Origin of the sequence: Variovorax sp. WS11 (assembly GCF_010499245.1) — a bacterium.
Lineage (GTDB): Bacteria > Pseudomonadota > Gammaproteobacteria > Burkholderiales > Burkholderiaceae_C > Variovorax.
In genome coordinates, this window is record NZ_JAAGOW010000002.1 from 959834 (window position 1) to 975653 (window position 15820).

A 15820-nucleotide genomic window follows, 5' to 3' on the forward strand; every position below is an offset into this window, starting at 1 on the left:
ATCCTTTCGCTGTCGCCTTGCAGGCCTGCACTCGATCGGCAGGACATCTTAGCGATGCGCTCAGTCCGTGCTGCCCGTCCGCCGCGCGTCCTCGATCAGCAAGTCGACCAGGTCCTGCGCGAAGAGCGGAAGAGCCTCCCGGCTGCGCACGCAGATCTTCAGCTTGCGAAGCGCCCAGTCGTCGCTCAAGGCGATCACGCGGATATCCATCCACTGCGCATAGCGCTGTGCGGCGACCCTCTGCATGATGCCGATGCCGACCCCCGCCTCGATCATCCGGCAGGCCGCCTCGAAGTTGCCGACCTGGATCCGCAGCTTGTACCGCCTGTCCACCGCGTGGCTCATCTCCAGCAGGTACTGGTGAAGGCTGCTGCCCTCCTGCATGCCGATATGGTCGTGCTCCAGCGTCTCGGCGAAAGAGACGGACTCGCGACTCGCAAATGCATGCGCGGCCGGCACGACGAGAACGAGATAGTCCTCGCGATAGGGCAGCAGCTCGAGACTCCCCGTCGGCACGTCGCCGCCGAAGACACCGATGTCGGTCTGCCCTTCCGCCACAGCCCGAACCACCTCCGGGCTCGCATGTTCCCGCAAGTCCACGCTGACATCGGGGCGCGCCAGCAGGTACTGGCGCAAGACCGCCGGCAGGAACTCCCCCATCGCCGTGGTGCTGGCGAAGATCCGTAGGTGGCCCTTGATGCCTTGCGTGTACTCCTGCAGGTCGCCGCGCAGGCGCTCGGTCTCGAAGAGGATCGCCTTCGCGTGCTGGACCAGCGTCCGGCCGGCCGCGGTGAGGGTCACCCCCTGGCTCGAGCGGTAGAGAAGCTGGAGTCCGCTGCCGCTCTCCAGGCTCTTCACGCGCATGCTGGCCGCGGGAACGGAGAGATGGGCGGCCTCGGCGCCGCGCGTCACGCTGTTGTGCTCGGCGACATGGACCATCAGGCGAAGGTCGACCAGGTCGAAATGAAAGGCCATTCGAGTTCACTCCATCACGCGGCGGTCTTCACTCCGACCGCCAGGGGGTATTCAGGAATCTCGAATGTCCATTCTTCGGGATTCCGGCCATGCTGACACGTCTCCTATCGTTGCATGCCTTCAGCCTCCATGACCGCACCTTCTCCTCATCTGCCGATCCGCGAAGACTGGCTCGCTGCCCGAGTCGAAGCGGCCATCGATCCGGCTTTTCCGATCGTGGACCCTCACCACCACCTCTGGGACCGCCCGAAGCCGCGCTACCTCATCGACGACGTACTCGCCGATTTCGAGTCGGGGCACCACATCGTCGCCAGCGTCTTTGTCGAATGCAGGGCGATGTACCGCGCTTCGGGCGACGAGGGCGTGCGGTCCATCGGCGAGACCGAGTTCGCCAACGGCGTGGCGGCGATGAGCGCCAGCGGCGCCTACGGCACCACGCGTCTCTGCGATGGCATCGTCGGCCACGTCGACCTGTCGCTCGGCGATGCGGCGGGCCAGCTTCTGGAGCGGCACCTCGCGGTGTCGGGCGGCCGGCTGCGCGGCATCCGCAACATCACGGCCTGGCACGCGCATCCCGAAGTGCGAACCACGCCGGTGCCGTATCGGCCCGACCTGTTCGAGGATCCGCGCTTCCACGCCGGCTTCCGCCACCTGGCCCGCCTCGGCCTGGTGTTCGACTCATGGCAGTACCACACGCAGCTGGCGGACCTGGCCAGGCTCGCCGAGGGCTACCCGGAAACGCGGATCGTGATCGGCCACACGGGCGGCCCGATCGGCGTGGGGCCCTGCGCTCACGATCGACGGGCCGTGTTCCTCGAATGGCGGCAGGGCCTGAAGGCGCTCGCGCGACTGCCGAACACCTTCCTCAAGATCGGCGGGCTGGGCATGCGGGTGAGCGGCTTCGACTTTCATGCGCGCGAGCTGCCGCCCTCGTCGGAAGATCTTGCGCAGGCCTGGCGTGCCTTCGTCGAGGAGGCGATCTCGATCTTCTCCGCCGGACGCTGCATGTTCGAAAGCAACTTCCCGGTGGACAAGGGCTCGTACAGCTACGCCGTCCTGTGGAACGCGTTCAAGCGTCTGGCCGCGAACGCCACGCCGGCGGAAAAGGCGGACCTCTTCCATGGAACCGCCGCGCGGGTCTATGGGTTGAGCCTGCCTTAGCACTTAGCGGAAGAACCCGGCGAGGAGGCCATAGGTCTCCTCCGGCGCCTGCTCCACGGGGTAGTGCCCGCAAGCCAGCGCATGCATGCCTTCGAGCCTGGCGCAGTAGCGGGGCCATTCGGCGCGCACATCGTGGTGATGGGCCGTGTGGCTCTTCTCCCCCCACAGCGCCAGCGTTGGACACTCGACCTTGCGCCCGGCCAGGAAATCCGCGGTGTCCATGGCCAGGTCGACGGTCGCGGCGGCGCGATAGTCTTCGCAAACCGCGTGGATGTTCTCCGGCGTGCAGGCGCGCACGTAGGCCTGGATTTCCGCTTCGGTGAAGCCGCCCTTGCCCGGCCCCTGCGACATGAGCTTCCTGCGGATGTAGAACTCCTCGTTGCCCTTCAGGAGCTGCTCGGGAAAGGGAAAGGGCTGCGCCATGAACCACCAGTGGTACAGGTCGATGGCCATCTGGAAACTGATGTCCTTGGCCACGCAATGCGTCGGCAGGATCTCGAGGAAGGCCGCCTTCAGCACCTTGCGGGGATGGTCGAGCGCCATGCGGAAGGCGGTGCGCGCGCCGCGATCGTGCCCGGCCACCATGAAGGCATCGAAGCCGAGATGGGCCATCACCTCCACCTGGTCCTGCGCCATGCGGCGAAAGGAGTACTCGTGGTGATCGCCCTTCCCCGCCGGCTTGCCGCTGGCGCCGTAGCCCCGCAGGTCCGTCGCGACCACGGTGAAGTGCTCGGCCAGTCGAGGCGCAATCCGGTCCCAGCTGCGGTGCGTGAGCGGATTGCCGTGCAGCAGGAGCAGCGGCGGACCGTCGCCGCCGACCTGGCCCGCGATGCGGACCTCCGCATCGGAGGTCTGGATCTCGAAGGGCGCGAACACGGCTCAGGCGGGTTGTGCTGCCGCACGCTGGCCGTGCAGGCCGGCCTCGGCGACCAGCTTCCGGGCGCGCTCGACGATGGGCGCGTCCAGCATCTTCCCCTCGTGCATCACGGCCCCCTTGCCGGCTTTCTGCGCCTCGGCGAATGCGACCAGGATGCCCTGGGCTTCGGCCACGTCCCGCGGATCGAGAGCGAAGTGCTCGCGCACCACGGCGACCTGTGCCGGATGAATGCAGACTGCGCCCGCCATGCCGATGCGGCGCGCGGCCGCCACCGCCTCGGCGAAGCGCTCCGGCGTCTTGATGGTGGCCAGCGAACCCGGCACGCCGAGCGGCACCTTGCCGGCCGCGCGCGCGGCCATCACGACGCGTTCGGCCGCGTAGCGCAGGGAGTCCGGGGTCGGTGGCACCGACAGCGCCAGCGCCAGGTCTTCGCTGCCGAGGATCAGGCCGGCGACGCGGGGATGGCAGGACGCGATTGCGCCTGCGTTGCACACCGCTTTCGGCGTCTCGATCAGGACCAGCAGAGCGGTATGCGCTGCGTGCAGGCCCAGCTTCGCTTCGCGCCGATCGAGCAGGTCGGCGATGCCCTGGACCTCCGCGGCGCTGTCGATCTTGGGCAGCACCAGCGCGGCCACGTCGGGCGACACCGCCGCTTCGACGTCTTCGCGCGAGCCGTGATTGATCCTGAGCAGCACCGTCATGCCCCGCGACCGCAGCGTGGCCGCCACCTCGCGCACAGCGCCGCGCGCCTGCGCCTTCATCTCCGGCGCGACCCCGTCCTCCAGGTCGAGGATGACCGCGCCGGCGCCGCGCTCGTGCGCCCTATCCACGAAGCGGGTTTCAGGCACCGGGACGAACAGCAGGGACCTGCAGAATTCCAGCTCTTGCGCACCGAAGCTCATATCGCGCCCTCCGACGCGAGTGCGCCGAGGTCGGACCCGGTCAGCCCCAGCCCCCCGTAGATCTCGCCGTTGTGCTCGCCGACGCGCGGCGCGGCAAAGCGGATGGCGCCGGGCGTGCCACTCAGGCGCGGCGTCACGGCATGCATGGGAATGCGGCCCAGGTCCTCGTCCGGCAGCTCCATGAGGATGCCGCGCTCGCGCACATGCCGGTCCTGCGTGACCTGCAAGGCGTCGTTGATCGGGCCGAAGGTGATCTGCGCCTGCTCGAAGAAGACGAGGTTGCCGGCCAGCGTCCTGCGTCGCACGAACTCGCCGAGGATCTCGTCCAGCGCATCGATGTTCCTGAGCCGGTCGGCGCTGGTGCGAAAGCGCGGGTCCTCCTTCATGTCCGGACGGCCGATCGCGTCGAACAGCCGCTCGGTCATCCGCTGCGTGGCGCCGGACATCACGATCCACTGGCCATCGCTGGTTTCGTAGGCATTCCTCGGGGCCGTGATCGAGGTGCGGTTGCCCGTGCGCTCGGCGAGCCGGCCCGTCACCTTGTAGAGCGCCGCGTCGGGGCCCAGGATGGCCATGAGCGGCTCGAGCAGCGAGACATCCACCATCTGTCCCTTGCCGCCCTTTTTCTCCGCCTCGCGCAGCGCGATCAGCGTGGCGGATGCCGCGGTCAGCCCCGCGACCATGTCTGCGAGGCCCAGGTTGGGCAGGGCCGGCGGCTTGTCGGGGAAGCCGTTCTTCGCCGCGAAGCCGGAGAAGCCTTCGATCAGCGTGCCGAAGCCGGGCCGCGCGCTGTACGGGCCCGTCTGGCCCCAGCCGGTCACGCGCACCAGCACCAGCTTGGGATTGATCGCGTGCAGCTGATCCAGGCCCAGGCCCATCGCCTCCAGCACGCCGGGGCGGAAGCTCTCGATCAGCACCTGCGCCTGCGGCAGCAGCCGCTTGAGCAGGCTCACGCCCTTGGGGCTGCGCGTGTTGAGGGTGATGCTCTTCTTGTTGCGCGCATACACCTTCCACCAGACCGAGAGATCGCCTTCCTTCCAGTGGCGCAGCGTGTCGCCGCCGTCCGGCGGCTCGACCTTGATCACCTCGGCGCCGAAGTCCGCCAGTTGCAGGCTCAGCATGTTGCCGGCCATGAGGCGCGACATGTCCAGCACGCGGACGCCGGCCAGGGGGCCCTGGCTGTCCGGCGCGAATTCCACGGGATTCAATTCCATTCGCCGCCTCATTCCGCCTTGATGCGGAGTTCCTGCACGAAGCGGCCCTCCTCGTCGAACATGCGGGCCGCGAAGGCCGTGTAGTCCGCGCTGTTCATGTACGCGAGCGGCTGGTCCTCGCGCTCCAGGACCTGCACGAAGGACGGATCGTTCATCGCCTTGCGGAACGCGCTGCCGAGCGCGGCGACCACCTTCGGGTCCATGCCCTTGGGGCCGCCGATGCCCCACGTCATCCTGGCCACGACATCGAGGCCCTGCTCGCGCACCGTCGGGATCATGGGCCGGCTCTTGAGGCGCGTGTCGGAGAAGATGCCCAGCGACCGGATCTTGCCGCCATCGGCAAGCGCGCCGAATCCGCCTTCGGCCGTGAAGTCGACGTGCCCGCCCAGCACGGCCGTGAAGGCTTCGGCCGCCCCCTTGTACGGGATCGCCGTCACCTCGATGCCGGCCGCCTTGGCGAGCCGCATGACGCTGATGTGGCCGCTGCCGCCCACGCCCGTGGTCGCGAAGGAGAGCTTGCCGGGATGGGCCTTCGCATGCGCGACCAGGTCGTCCAGGTTCCTGAAGCGGGCGTCCTGCGCGACGCTCAGGCTGTAGACGTAAGAGGTCACGTTGACGATGTAGCTGAAGTCCTTTCGCGGGTCGTAGCTCACCTTCATCATGTGCGGCACCCGAAACAGGGTGCCCGGCAGCACGCCCAGCGTGTAGCCGTCCGGCGCGGCCTGCTGGAAGGCCGTCACCGGCCCGAGCGTGCCGGACACGCCGGGACGGTTCTCGACCACGATGGGCTGGCCCAGTTCCTTCGAGGCCAGCTGTGCCAGGGCGCGCGCCTGGATGTCGGTCGCGCCGCCGGGCGCGAAGCCGACGACGAGGGTGATCGGCTTGGCCGGGAAGGCCTGGGCGAAGGCGCTGCCGCTGAGCAGGCAGGCGCATGCGCCGAACGCAACGGCGAGTGGGCGGAAATCCAGGAACATGCTTTGGCTCCAGTTGCGAAGATCAGCTCATCGACTGGCCGCCATTGACGTCCAGGCAGGTGCCGGTGATGAAGCCGGCGTCCTCCGACACCAGGAAGGCGATGGCGGCGCCCAGCTCGCGCGCCGATCCTCCCCGGCCGACGGGGGTGCGCGCCACGAGTGCCTCGAGCAGCTGCGGCGTCAGCTGGCCGGTCATGTCGGACATCACGAGTCCCGGCGCGACCGAGTTGCAGGTGATGCCGTGCTTCGAGAAATCGTTCGCGATGGAGCGCGACAGGCCGAGCACCGCGGCCTTGGTCGTGGCGTAGGACGGTCCCGCCTGGTGGGGGTTGTACCGGCCGGCGCGCGAGGAGATGTTGACGATGCGCCCCCACTTCTGTTCCACCATGCCGGGGAGGAACTGCCGCGCCATCAGCATGGGCGCCGTGACGTTGATCCGGTGTACCAGGCTCCACTCGTCAAGCGACATCTCGAGCACGTTGTGCGACCGGCCCTCGTGCTTCACCGTGATCGCGGCGTTGTTGACGACGATGGTGGCGGGCTGCCAGCCGTTCTCCTCGATGCTGCTCGCCACCAGGGCCGGCGCGCCCTCCTCCAGCAGGTCGACGACGACGGCCATCATTTCTCCCTGGCGCGCGAACCGGTCCTTCGCCTTCGCCAGCCGCGCTTCATCGCGGTCGACCAGGACGACCTTGCGCCCGTGCTCCAGCAGGTTCTCGACCACGCCTTGGCCGATGGTTCCGGCGGCACCCGTGACAACGGCGACACGTTCTGTCATTTCTCGCTTCCTTTCGATTGAATGGGCTCAGCGCGGCAGGCCCGTGAGGGGCGAATGCACCGGCGGCAGGGTGGGCAACAGCTTCTCGCGGCATTCCTCGACGGTGATCACCTCGGCCGGATCGCACTTGGCGATCCGGCGGTCGGTGCCGCGATAGACCCGTTCCTCGACGACGCGGGCCTGGTCGTCGTAGGGCCAGGACATCATCTGCGTGGTGGTCACCAGGTACATCGCACCGGGGTCGTCGATGTCGTCGCCCTGCTCGCGCAGCAGCGATCCGGGCCAGAAGCGGTGCTGCACGTACTCGGTCATGAAGCCATGGTCGTTCACCATGATCGAGCCCTCGCCGTGCACGATGACGTTGCAGTTCAGGCGGGCGTAGCTTTCGTACTCCTGCTGCACGGCCGCCATGCCGTCGACGACGCGCAGGCCCTTGCCCGGCGTGTGGAAGCGGTACACCGGATGCGCAACCATCATGTCCGGCGCGAGGATGCCTTCCCACAGCCCGCAGACTTCGAGGTTGGCGTGGCGGATGTAGTTCTTCAGGATCGCCCTGTGGCGTGGGTTGTCGGTACGGGCCAGGGCTGTGTCCACCTCGTGGAGGCGCCGGGTGATGTCGAGCTTCATGTGTTCGCGTGCCGTTCTTCAGTTGTCCATCGAGATGCCGAGGCGCTTGACGATGGCCCCGTAGCTGGCGGTCTCCTTCGCCGTTTCCGCCTTCGTTTCCGCGGGCGGCATGTAGGCGGGGATCAGCTCCATCTCGATCAGCCACTTGGAGATCTTCGGGGTCTGCACCGCGGCCTTCAGCGCGGCGCTCAGCTTGTCGACGATCTCCGGCGGCGTGCCGGGCGGCGCGTAGGCCGCATACCAGCCGATCGCGGAGAAGCCGGGGTAGCCCGATTCGGCGATCGTCGGAACGTCCGGGAAGTTGGGCAGGCGCTTGTCGCTGGCCACCGCCAGCAGCCTGATCTTGCCGGCCTTGATGTGCTGCAGCGGCGTCGCGGGGTCGAGCATGGCCACGCTGACCTGGCCGGACAGCATGTCCTGGATCGCGGGTGCGCTGCCCTTGTAGGGCACATGGACCATCTTCTCGAGTCCGGCGCGCTGGCGGAAGACTTCCATCATCAGGTGGATGGGCGTGCCCGCCCCGGGGCTGGCGAAGGCGGTGCTGTTGTCCGACTTGATGCGCTGGATGAACTCCTTCAGGTTGTTCGCCGGATAGTCGGCGCGCACGATGATCCCGAAGGGAATGTCGGCCAGCCGCGCCACCGCTTCCAGCTTCTCGGGGTTGTAGGGCGGCCGCTTGAACAGTTGGTGGTTGATGGTGACGCCTTCGGTCCCGAAGATCGCGAAGGTGTGCCCATCCGGCGCGGCCGCGGTCAGCGCCTGCATCGCGGGCACGCTCTGGCCGCCCGGGCGGTTGTCCACGATCACGGGCTGGCCGAGGGTCGCCGTCAGCTCCAGGCCCAGCTGGCGCGCAAAGCCGTCCCCCGCGCCGCCCGGGCTGTAGGGCAGGATGATCCTGATCGGCTTGCTGGGGTAGCCGGAAGCGGACTGCGCATGCGCAATCGCTGCGGCCGAGCACATGAGCGCGCCGGCGGCGGCCATGGAAAGAAGGTGCTTGAGCCTCATGGGAACTCCACGGAATGTTCGGGATGTCGTTGTGTCCGGGGAGTGTCGGCCGCGCCTCCTGCAGTTTCAATTTGCCATTTCGTAACGGGCACTTCAGCGCGCGCTAACGCGCGGGTTTACCCTTGCGCGAATGCCCCGGAAAAATCAGCACCCGCTGGCAACGACCTACGACCCATGACCCATCTCGACGTCCCCGCCCTCGCCATGATCGACCGCTGCGCCCAGGCCTCGCTCGATCTCCTGCAGCGCAACCTGACCCCGCACGGCATCCTGGCCGCCAGCCGCACCGAGGCGGCCGAGGCGCGGCGCTACACGCGCATCTTCGGGCGCGATGCCGCGATCTGCGTGATGGCGATGTGCGGCAGCGGCGTGCCCGCGCTGGAGCAGGGCGCGGTGGCGAGCCTCGACGCGCTGGCGGCGCAGCAGGCGGCCAACGGACAGATCCCCAAGTACGTGGACCCCGAGGGCCGCGATGCCGACTTCTGGTACCTGGGCTGCATCGACGCCACCTTGTGGTGGCTGATCGCGGTGGACCATGTGCGCCGCCATGGCAGCGTCGGCCCGTCGCACTGGAGCAGCGGCGTGGACCGAGCGATCGGCTGGCTGCTGGCGCAGGAGCACCAGCACTTCCGGCTGCTGCAGCAGAACGAGGCCAGCGACTGGGCCGACATCATGCCGCGCTCTGGCTATGTGCTGTACACCAACACGCTGTGGTACGAGGTCAAGCGCCGCTACGCGCTCGAGCACGCCGAGGAGACGCGGTACCACTTCAACCACCTGTTCAATCCCTTCCAGCGCGAGCTGCCCAAGTACCACCGGGCGCGGCTGCTGCGGCACTATGCGCGCCGCGGCCGGCGCGACCCCGGCCTGTACCTGAGCTTCGTCAATCTCTCGGTGGTCGGCCACGAAGGGGACGTGTTCGGCAACATCCTGGCGATCCAGAGCGGACTGGCGGATACCGCCATGGCCTACCGCATCGTCGAGACCCTCAGCGCGGCGAATGCCAGCGTGCCGTATCCGGTGCGCGTGGTGCTGCAACCGCTGACGCCCCAGCACCCGCTGTGGCGGCTCTACATGGGACGGCACCAGCAGAACCTCGTGCACCAGTACCACAACGGCGGCATCTGGCCCTTCGTCGGCGGATTCTGGGTGTTGATGCTGGCGCGGCTGGGGCTGCACGCGCCGGCCTGGTCCGAGCTCGCGCGGCTGGCGCAGGTGAATGCGCTCAACGACTGGCGCTTCACCGAGTGGTTCCACGGCCGGACACTGGCGCCGCGGGGGATGGCCGGCCAGAGCTGGAATGCGGCGACCTTCCTGCTGGCCAGGCGGGCGCTGCGGGGCGACGCGGCGGGCTGGTGAGGCCGCGCGCTCCCGCCTGCCATCACCGGTTGCAAATGCCCAAGACCAGCTCCTGCTCCGTGCAGGGACGCTGGGGTTGCGGGGCTTGTTGGGATTGCGGCTTGGCAAAGGCCCCGGTGCGCGACACCGCCATCTGGCCGGCGATGCAGGCACGCAGCCGCTTCTCCATCGGCGGGTAGTAGCGCCATCCCTGGCCCAGCGCCGGCAGTTCCAGGCGCACCTGCTTCCACTTGGGATGTCCGTTGGCCTGGAGCTTGTCGAAGTTGGTGCAGAGCGACTCGGCGAAGCGGCTCAGGTTGCCGACCGTGGACTGCAGGCCATAGTCGTAGGTGACCAGGTAGGCCTTGATGGTCAGCGTGGGAATGTCGGCCGTGAGCCAGTTGGCGTAGCTCGTCGCGCGGATGGTCGCGGGAAAGTAGGTCTTCGTCACCCGCGCGGTTTCCGGCGCCTTCTCGTCCAGCTTCAGGATCTTGATGAAGTTGCGCGCCTCGGGCTTCATGTCGGTGAACAGCTTGGCGGGCTGGCCGGCCACGATGATGGCGACGTCGATCGACTTGTCGACGGTGAGTCTGGCGAGCGCCTCCTCGTTGCTCAGGTACTGCGCGTTGGCGGCCGGTATGGGCTCGCCGAACATCAGCTGGTAGAGCGTTCTCGCGCTGAGCGCCGTGCCGCTGCCGAGCGGGCCGACGCCGAGCTTCTTGTCCCTGATCTCGTGGATGTTGTTCAGGGGCGAGTCGGCGCGGGCGACGAAGTAGATCTCTTCGTCATAGAGCGGCAGGATGAGGCGCAGCGGCCGGATGATGTTGCCCGCATCGGCGCTGCCGGCCTTCGCTTCGTCGAGGAAGGCTTGGTAGACGTCGGACTGCACCAGCGCAAGCTTGACGCCCGGCTCGAAGCGCATGCGATGCACGTTCTCGGCCGAGCCCTTCGACTCCAGCACTTCCAGATCGATGCCGGCGGGATCGGCCACCCACTTGGCGAGGTCGCGGCCGATCTGGATGTAGGTGCCGGTCTTCGACGCGGTGACGATCTTGTACTCGGTCCTGGTCGCCGGCGGCGCAGAGACAGCCGCAGGCAGGAAGGCCATCAACATCAGCCCCGTCAGCAGTGATCGGATCGTCATGCCGGCTCCTTCGAGGATGGTTCCTCATGGTTGTGACGAGGGCACCGGGCCATGGCCCTGCAGCCCGCACTGCCCGGGCCGTTCACCGCCCGCTCCCGGCAGCGCACAGGGCCAGGGCCGCGAGCGCCGCGTTGCACTCGCTCTTCTCGGGCTCCTGCACGGCGACCGGCGGCGCGGGCGCGACGGCGACCGGCGCTTGCGCTGCCGGCGGCGCCTTGGCCACGGACGGGGCGGGAGCGCCGAGGGCCAGCGATCGGGTCGCCTTCAGGGTGGCTTCGCGCAGTTCTTCCTGCCTGGCCAGTTGTTCCTGCATTCGGCGATCGAGCGCATCGCTCAACTCGCGCACACCGGGATGGCCGGGATAGGCGGCGGCCAGCACGGCCAGCTCGCGCTCCGTGGCGATGAAATCGCCTCGGGCCAGTGCGCTCTGCGCCTGGGCCAGCTGCGCCGTCAGTGCGCGCGACCTGGCCGTCTCGTTCTCCTGGCTGGAACGGACATAGCCGAGGACCAGGGCGAGCACGGTCGCGACCATCACCGCACCGATCGCCGCGTACTTCAGGATCGGGGCGCGCCGCGGCACCAGCGGTCGGGGCTGCACGGTCGTGATCGTGGCCGGCAGGTCGTCGGGCCATTCGAAGGCGGCAGGAACGATGTGGGCGATGTCGAGGGCCCCGTCTTCCTCGGCATCGCCACCCGCGTCGAGGATGGCGGGAAGCTCGGTCTTCTCCCCGGCGTCGCGCCGCGGCATGGCCGGCGCCTCTTGCGCCAATGGCCCCCCCGGCTCGGCGCGATCGGGTGCCGTGCGTCCGGGCCCGACGGCGGCGTTGGCCGCCTCGTGTCCCCACGGAGGGGCCTCGTTCTCGCTGCCGCAGTAGGGGCAGAACTTGACGCGCCCATGCAGCAGCTGAGCACAACGCCTGCACGGCTGCGAGAGCGCCAGATCCAGTTCAGCCAGATTCGCCATGGTCGAAGAACAAAGGTCAGTGCAAGAACGCCTCACATACGCGGCCGGTCGTCCTCAGGAGTCGATCCGCCAGCCCGGCAGCCGACGCTGGCCCGGGTGATAGAGATACAGGTGGCCCGCATAGACGAAGGGCCGGGTCGCCCACGGCCGCGGCAGCCTGGCCACCCAGAACTGCACATCGCGCTCGCCGTGCAGTTCGAATGTGGTGGTGCAGGCGTCGCTCGACGCGAAGAGGCTCTCGACCGATCCGGGACTCGACACGCGTGCGCACAGCACCGTGGACGACGAGGTCGACTCCAGCAGGGGGATGATCACTTCGCCGGAGGGTTCGGAATCCAGGCCGTCGTCGGCATCGAACCAGGGCGCGATCCGCAGGCGTGCATCGAGCTGGAAGCAGGCCGCCCCGGTGCTCAGGCGTGGCGAACTGGCCGGCCGGATTTCCGGCTCGCCGCGGCCCAGTTGAACGAAGACGAACCGCTGCCCCTCGTCGTCCTGCTGCGTGCACTGCTGCCAGAGGTGGCCGCTGCGGGACAGGTAGGGGCTGCCCAGCTCGAAGCTCGGCGTGATGCCCGCCGGCCATGGCAGGAGCGATGCCTCCAGCGCGTCGCCGTTGCCCGGCTTGACGATCAGCTGGCCCGCGGACGACATCCACACGATCTGCCGCCGATCGGCCAGCGGACGGACCCATTTCGCCGACGCGGCATCGAGCGCCGGCCCATCGACGCGGCGGAGTGCGGCGCCGGCCGGGTCGAAGACATGGACCCCCAGCTTGCCGTCATCGTCCAGCATGGGCACATGCACCCTGCCCTGCCACAGGATCGGCGCGCCCAGGCAGCGTGCGCCGAGGGTGCGCGATTCATAGGTCCGGGCGATCAGGTTGATGGAGACGATGGCCAGGCCGGCATCGGTCGGCATGAAGATCCGCGTGGCGCCTTGCGGGTCTTGCACCGCCATGCCCCAGGCCTCCTCGCCGAGGGAGCTTCCGACGAGCGCGTGCACCGCGCCGCAGCGAAGCTCCAGCCAGCGCTCCGAGTGCGGCAGCCATTGGTGGATGCGCCCCCGCGAATGCTCCACGGCGAGCAGCCGGGCATCGCAGGTCTGGCATGCGGCGACCAGGAATTGATAGTGTCCCGCCGGAGGCGCCGCCAACTGGCGGTCCGGAAGAGACTCGATGCCGAGCGTCGAGCGCAACGCCAGCGGCGCGGCGGTCAGGCGCAGCCCTTGCGGCGGATCCTCGATGGCACTGTCGCCACCGAAGGGCGGCAGCCACGCGTCCCGATGGGCGACGGACGGCGCGGGCAGCGCCTTGCCCGTCACGGGAGAGAACTTGAAGGCCCCCGGATAGAGCGCCACGGGCTTGCCCGCCCGATCCGCTCCCTCGACGCTCACGCGCGCACCGACGAGGGTCGCCAGGTCGAGCGCGTCGCACGCCGCCGGGGGCGCGCCCCATCCCTTGTAGTCGGCAAGCTCAAAGGCGCCCGTGGTCGGATTGCGCGACCAGGTTTGGTCGCCAACCGCCCAATGCTCGATCTGAAGCGCCGAGGCCAGCCATGTGGACATTCACCCAGTGTAATGACTTAGTTTTCTTATGGACATCATTCGTATTGAGGGGAATCACCAACTCCGCAACACCGCGCGCGGGTTTAGATCGAGCTCAAACCAGCCGCGTCTCGATCTCCGTTTTCACCTCGGACATCAGCCGATGCAGTGGGCATTTCCCCGCCACCCGCAGCAGGGCCGCCTTCTGCTCCTCGCTCAACGCGCCGGTAACGTGCAGCGTGGAGTCGAGCTTGTAGAGCCCTTGCCGCTCCTGGCTGTCGTCGCGGTTCACCACCACCTCGATCTCCTCCACCGGGATGCCCTTGTGCTGCGCATAGACCAGCACCGTGAGCGCCTTGCAGGCGGCCAGCGCGGAGTCGTAGAGGTCATGCGGCGTGGGGCCCGCGTCGTGCTCGCCGCCGGTGTCCACCGCGATCTCGTGGGCGCGGACCTTGAGGATGTGGCGGGTGCCGGTGATGCCGTCGCGTCGAACGGTGATGCTCATGAGGGTTCCTTGGTTGCGGATGAACGATGGACGATCGTATAGCGCGGGTGTGCTCACACCTACACTCGCCCCATGCCCTGGCACGCGCGACTCGAACTCGATTACAGCCTTGAAGAACACCGAAGCGTCGCGCGCTTCCGCCACGAAGGCCCGCTGCGCATCCTGCAGAGCCTCTACCCCGAAGGCGGCGCCGTCTGCCACAACGTGCTGGTGCATCCGCCGGGCGGGCTGGTGGGCGGCGACACGCTGGACATCCGGGTGCGCGCCTCGGCGGGCAGCCATGGCCTGGTCACCACCCCCGGCGCCAGCCGCTTCTACCGCTCGGACGGCGAGCTGGCACTGCAGCGCACCGAGCTCCTGCTCGAGCCCGGCGCGCGGCTCGAGTGGCTGCCGCTGGAGGCGATCTGCTTCAGCGGCTGCCGCGCGGAGAACCGGCTGGTCATGCGACCGGCCGAAGGGGCCGAGCTGATCGGCTGGGACCTCGCGGCGCTGGGCCTGCCCCACGCGGGCAAGCCCTTCGAGCGTGGCACGCTGCAGCAGCACATCGAGATGCCGGGCGCATGGCTGGAGCGCGGGCGCATCGACGCGGCAGACTACCGGCTGCTCGACGGTCCGCTGGGCCTCGCCGGGCATCGCTGCCTGGCCTCGATCTTCTTCGTCGCCGGGTCGCCGATCGCGCGGGCGCGGCGCGAGGCGGCGCTGGAGCGGGCGCGCTCGCTGATCGAGGCCCACCCGCTGCGCGACAGCGCGGGCGCGACCAGCCCCACGGGCGAGGTGATCGTGCTGCGCGTGCTGGCGCCGGTGGTCGAGCCCGCGATGCAGCTGCTGCGGCAGGTGTGGCTCGCCTGGCGCGCCGAGCTGTGGCAGATGCAGGGCGCGGCGCCGCGGATCTGGGCGGTGTAGGGCGCGATGCAGGGCGCGTTTGTGGCGGAGCGCGGTTCTCGTATGCTTGCCGCTCGCCCCATCGACACCAGGAGTACCCCATGATCGTCGAGCGCATCTGGACCGGCAACGCCTACCGCAACTACAACTACCTGATCGCCTGCCCCGAGAGCGGCGAGGCCCTCGCGATCGATCCCCTGGATCACCAGAAATGCCTGGCCGCGGCTCGGGAGAAGGGGTGGCAGATCACCCAGATTCTCAACACGCATGAGCACCACGACCATACCGGCGGCAACGCGGCGGTGGTCGCGGCGACCGGGGCCAAGGTGATCGCGCACCACCGCGCGGGCTCCCGCATCGCCGGGGTGGACCGCGGCGTCAAGGCCGGCGACGTGATCAAGGTCGGCAAGACCGTCGAGCTCGAATGCATGGACACGCCCGGCCACACGATGTGCCACATCTGCCTGCGCTCCCACACCGAGACGCCGGCGCTGTTCTCCGGCGACACGCTGTTCAACGCCGGTGCCGGCAACTGCCACAACGGCGGCAATCCGGAAGACCTGTACACCACCTTCGTCGAGCAGCTCGCCAAGCTGCCCGCCGAAACGCGCGTCTACCCGGGCCACGACTACATCGAGAACAACCTGCGCTTCACCCTCGCGCGCGAGCCCGACAACGCTGCCGCCGGCGCGCTGCTGCCCGAGGTAACGGGCCAAGACCCGGCGAAGGCCCAGGTCACGACGCTGCAGGAGGAACAGCAGATCAACACCTTCCTGCGCCTGTCCAGCCCGAGCGTGATCGCCGCGCTGCGCGAGGTCTTCCCCGATCTGCCCGAGAAGCCGGATCCGAAGACCGTGTTCATCAAGCTGCGGGAGCTGCGCAACCAGTGGTGAGCCGCGCCGGGCCAACGAGCGCCGACGGGTCCGACTTTTTGT

16 protein-coding genes are annotated in these 15820 nt (G+C 68.6%); 4 read left to right on the forward strand and 12 right to left on the reverse strand.

The annotated features are described in order from the left end of the window. Positions 1-60: 60 nt before the first annotated feature. Complete coding sequence (locus GXN78_RS25040; protein WP_106557255.1) at positions 61-975, reverse strand: LysR family transcriptional regulator; 915 nt, start codon at positions 973-975, stop codon at positions 61-63. Between the two features lie 129 nt (positions 976-1104). On the opposite strand from GXN78_RS25040, the gene GXN78_RS25045 reads away from it, so the two are divergent. Then, a complete protein-coding gene (locus GXN78_RS25045; RefSeq protein ID WP_106557254.1) occupies positions 1105-2136 on the forward strand; it encodes an amidohydrolase family protein in 1032 nt (343 codons plus the stop codon). A 3-nt stretch (positions 2137-2139) separates the two neighbouring features. Here GXN78_RS25045 and GXN78_RS25050 read toward each other — a convergent pair whose 3' ends face one another. From GXN78_RS25050 to GXN78_RS25080, 7 genes are read right to left on the reverse strand one after another with little or no spacing between them, the layout of a single operon-like run. Then, positions 2140-3012 (reverse strand): alpha/beta hydrolase, encoded by an 873-nt coding sequence (locus GXN78_RS25050; protein WP_106557253.1) that lies wholly within the window; start codon positions 3010-3012, stop codon positions 2140-2142. Between the two features lie 3 nt (positions 3013-3015). Further along, the gene (locus GXN78_RS25055; protein WP_106557252.1) at positions 3016-3915 is read right to left on the reverse strand and encodes a CoA ester lyase; all 900 of its coding nucleotides are present in this window, start codon (positions 3913-3915) and stop codon (positions 3016-3018) included. Beyond that, positions 3912-5129, reverse strand: a complete 1218-nt coding sequence (locus GXN78_RS25060) for a CoA transferase (RefSeq protein WP_204162276.1) — start codon at positions 5127-5129, stop codon at positions 3912-3914. The genes GXN78_RS25055 and GXN78_RS25060 overlap by 4 nt, the downstream gene beginning before the upstream one ends. 8 nt (positions 5130-5137) lie before the next feature. Then, positions 5138-6103 (reverse strand): tripartite tricarboxylate transporter substrate binding protein, encoded by a 966-nt coding sequence (locus tag GXN78_RS25065; RefSeq protein ID WP_106557250.1) that lies wholly within the window; start codon positions 6101-6103, stop codon positions 5138-5140. 22 nt (positions 6104-6125) lie between these two features. Next, the gene (locus tag GXN78_RS25070) at positions 6126-6881 is read right to left on the reverse strand and encodes an SDR family NAD(P)-dependent oxidoreductase (protein WP_106557249.1); all 756 of its coding nucleotides are present in this window, start codon (positions 6879-6881) and stop codon (positions 6126-6128) included. A gap of 27 nt (positions 6882-6908) precedes the next feature. Continuing rightward, positions 6909-7508, reverse strand: a complete 600-nt coding sequence (locus GXN78_RS25075; protein ID WP_106557248.1) for a hypothetical protein — start codon at positions 7506-7508, stop codon at positions 6909-6911. Positions 7509-7526: 18 nt separating this feature from the next. After that, complete coding sequence (locus GXN78_RS25080; RefSeq protein WP_106557247.1) at positions 7527-8513, reverse strand: tripartite tricarboxylate transporter substrate binding protein; 987 nt, start codon at positions 8511-8513, stop codon at positions 7527-7529. A 174-nt stretch (positions 8514-8687) separates the two neighbouring features. Here GXN78_RS25080 and GXN78_RS25085 point away from each other — a divergent pair, with 174 nt between their 5' ends. Beyond that, on the forward strand, positions 8688-9872 hold the full coding sequence (locus tag GXN78_RS25085; RefSeq protein ID WP_106557246.1) for a glycoside hydrolase 100 family protein: 1185 nt from the start codon (positions 8688-8690) through the stop codon (positions 9870-9872). Positions 9873-9894: 22 nt separating this feature from the next. Here GXN78_RS25085 and GXN78_RS25090 read toward each other — a convergent pair whose 3' ends face one another. The 4 genes from GXN78_RS25090 to GXN78_RS25105 all read right to left on the reverse strand — a co-directional run bounded on the left by GXN78_RS25090 (position 9895) and on the right by GXN78_RS25105 (position 14003). Next, positions 9895-10995: a TAXI family TRAP transporter solute-binding subunit gene (locus GXN78_RS25090; protein ID WP_106557245.1), complete on the reverse strand. Its 1101-nt coding sequence runs from the start codon at positions 10993-10995 to the stop codon at positions 9895-9897. An 82-nt stretch (positions 10996-11077) separates the two neighbouring features. Continuing rightward, positions 11078-11959, reverse strand: a complete 882-nt coding sequence (locus GXN78_RS25095; protein ID WP_146163062.1) for a hypothetical protein — start codon at positions 11957-11959, stop codon at positions 11078-11080. Positions 11960-12013: 54 nt separating this feature from the next. Next, positions 12014-13519 (reverse strand): hypothetical protein, encoded by a 1506-nt coding sequence (locus tag GXN78_RS25100; protein ID WP_106557243.1) that lies wholly within the window; start codon positions 13517-13519, stop codon positions 12014-12016. A 94-nt stretch (positions 13520-13613) separates the two neighbouring features. Next, positions 13614-14003, reverse strand: coding sequence for an OsmC family protein (locus GXN78_RS25105; protein ID WP_106557242.1), 390 nt, complete (start codon positions 14001-14003; stop codon positions 13614-13616). A gap of 72 nt (positions 14004-14075) precedes the next feature. Here GXN78_RS25105 and GXN78_RS25110 point away from each other — a divergent pair, with 72 nt between their 5' ends. Together GXN78_RS25110 and GXN78_RS25115 are read left to right on the forward strand one after the other, a co-directional pair. After that, positions 14076-14906: an urease accessory protein UreD gene (locus GXN78_RS25110; protein ID WP_106557241.1), complete on the forward strand. Its 831-nt coding sequence runs from the start codon at positions 14076-14078 to the stop codon at positions 14904-14906. Positions 14907-14986: 80 nt separating this feature from the next. Continuing rightward, positions 14987-15778: a hydroxyacylglutathione hydrolase gene (locus GXN78_RS25115; protein ID WP_106557240.1), complete on the forward strand. Its 792-nt coding sequence runs from the start codon at positions 14987-14989 to the stop codon at positions 15776-15778. Positions 15779-15820 lie beyond the last annotated feature (42 nt).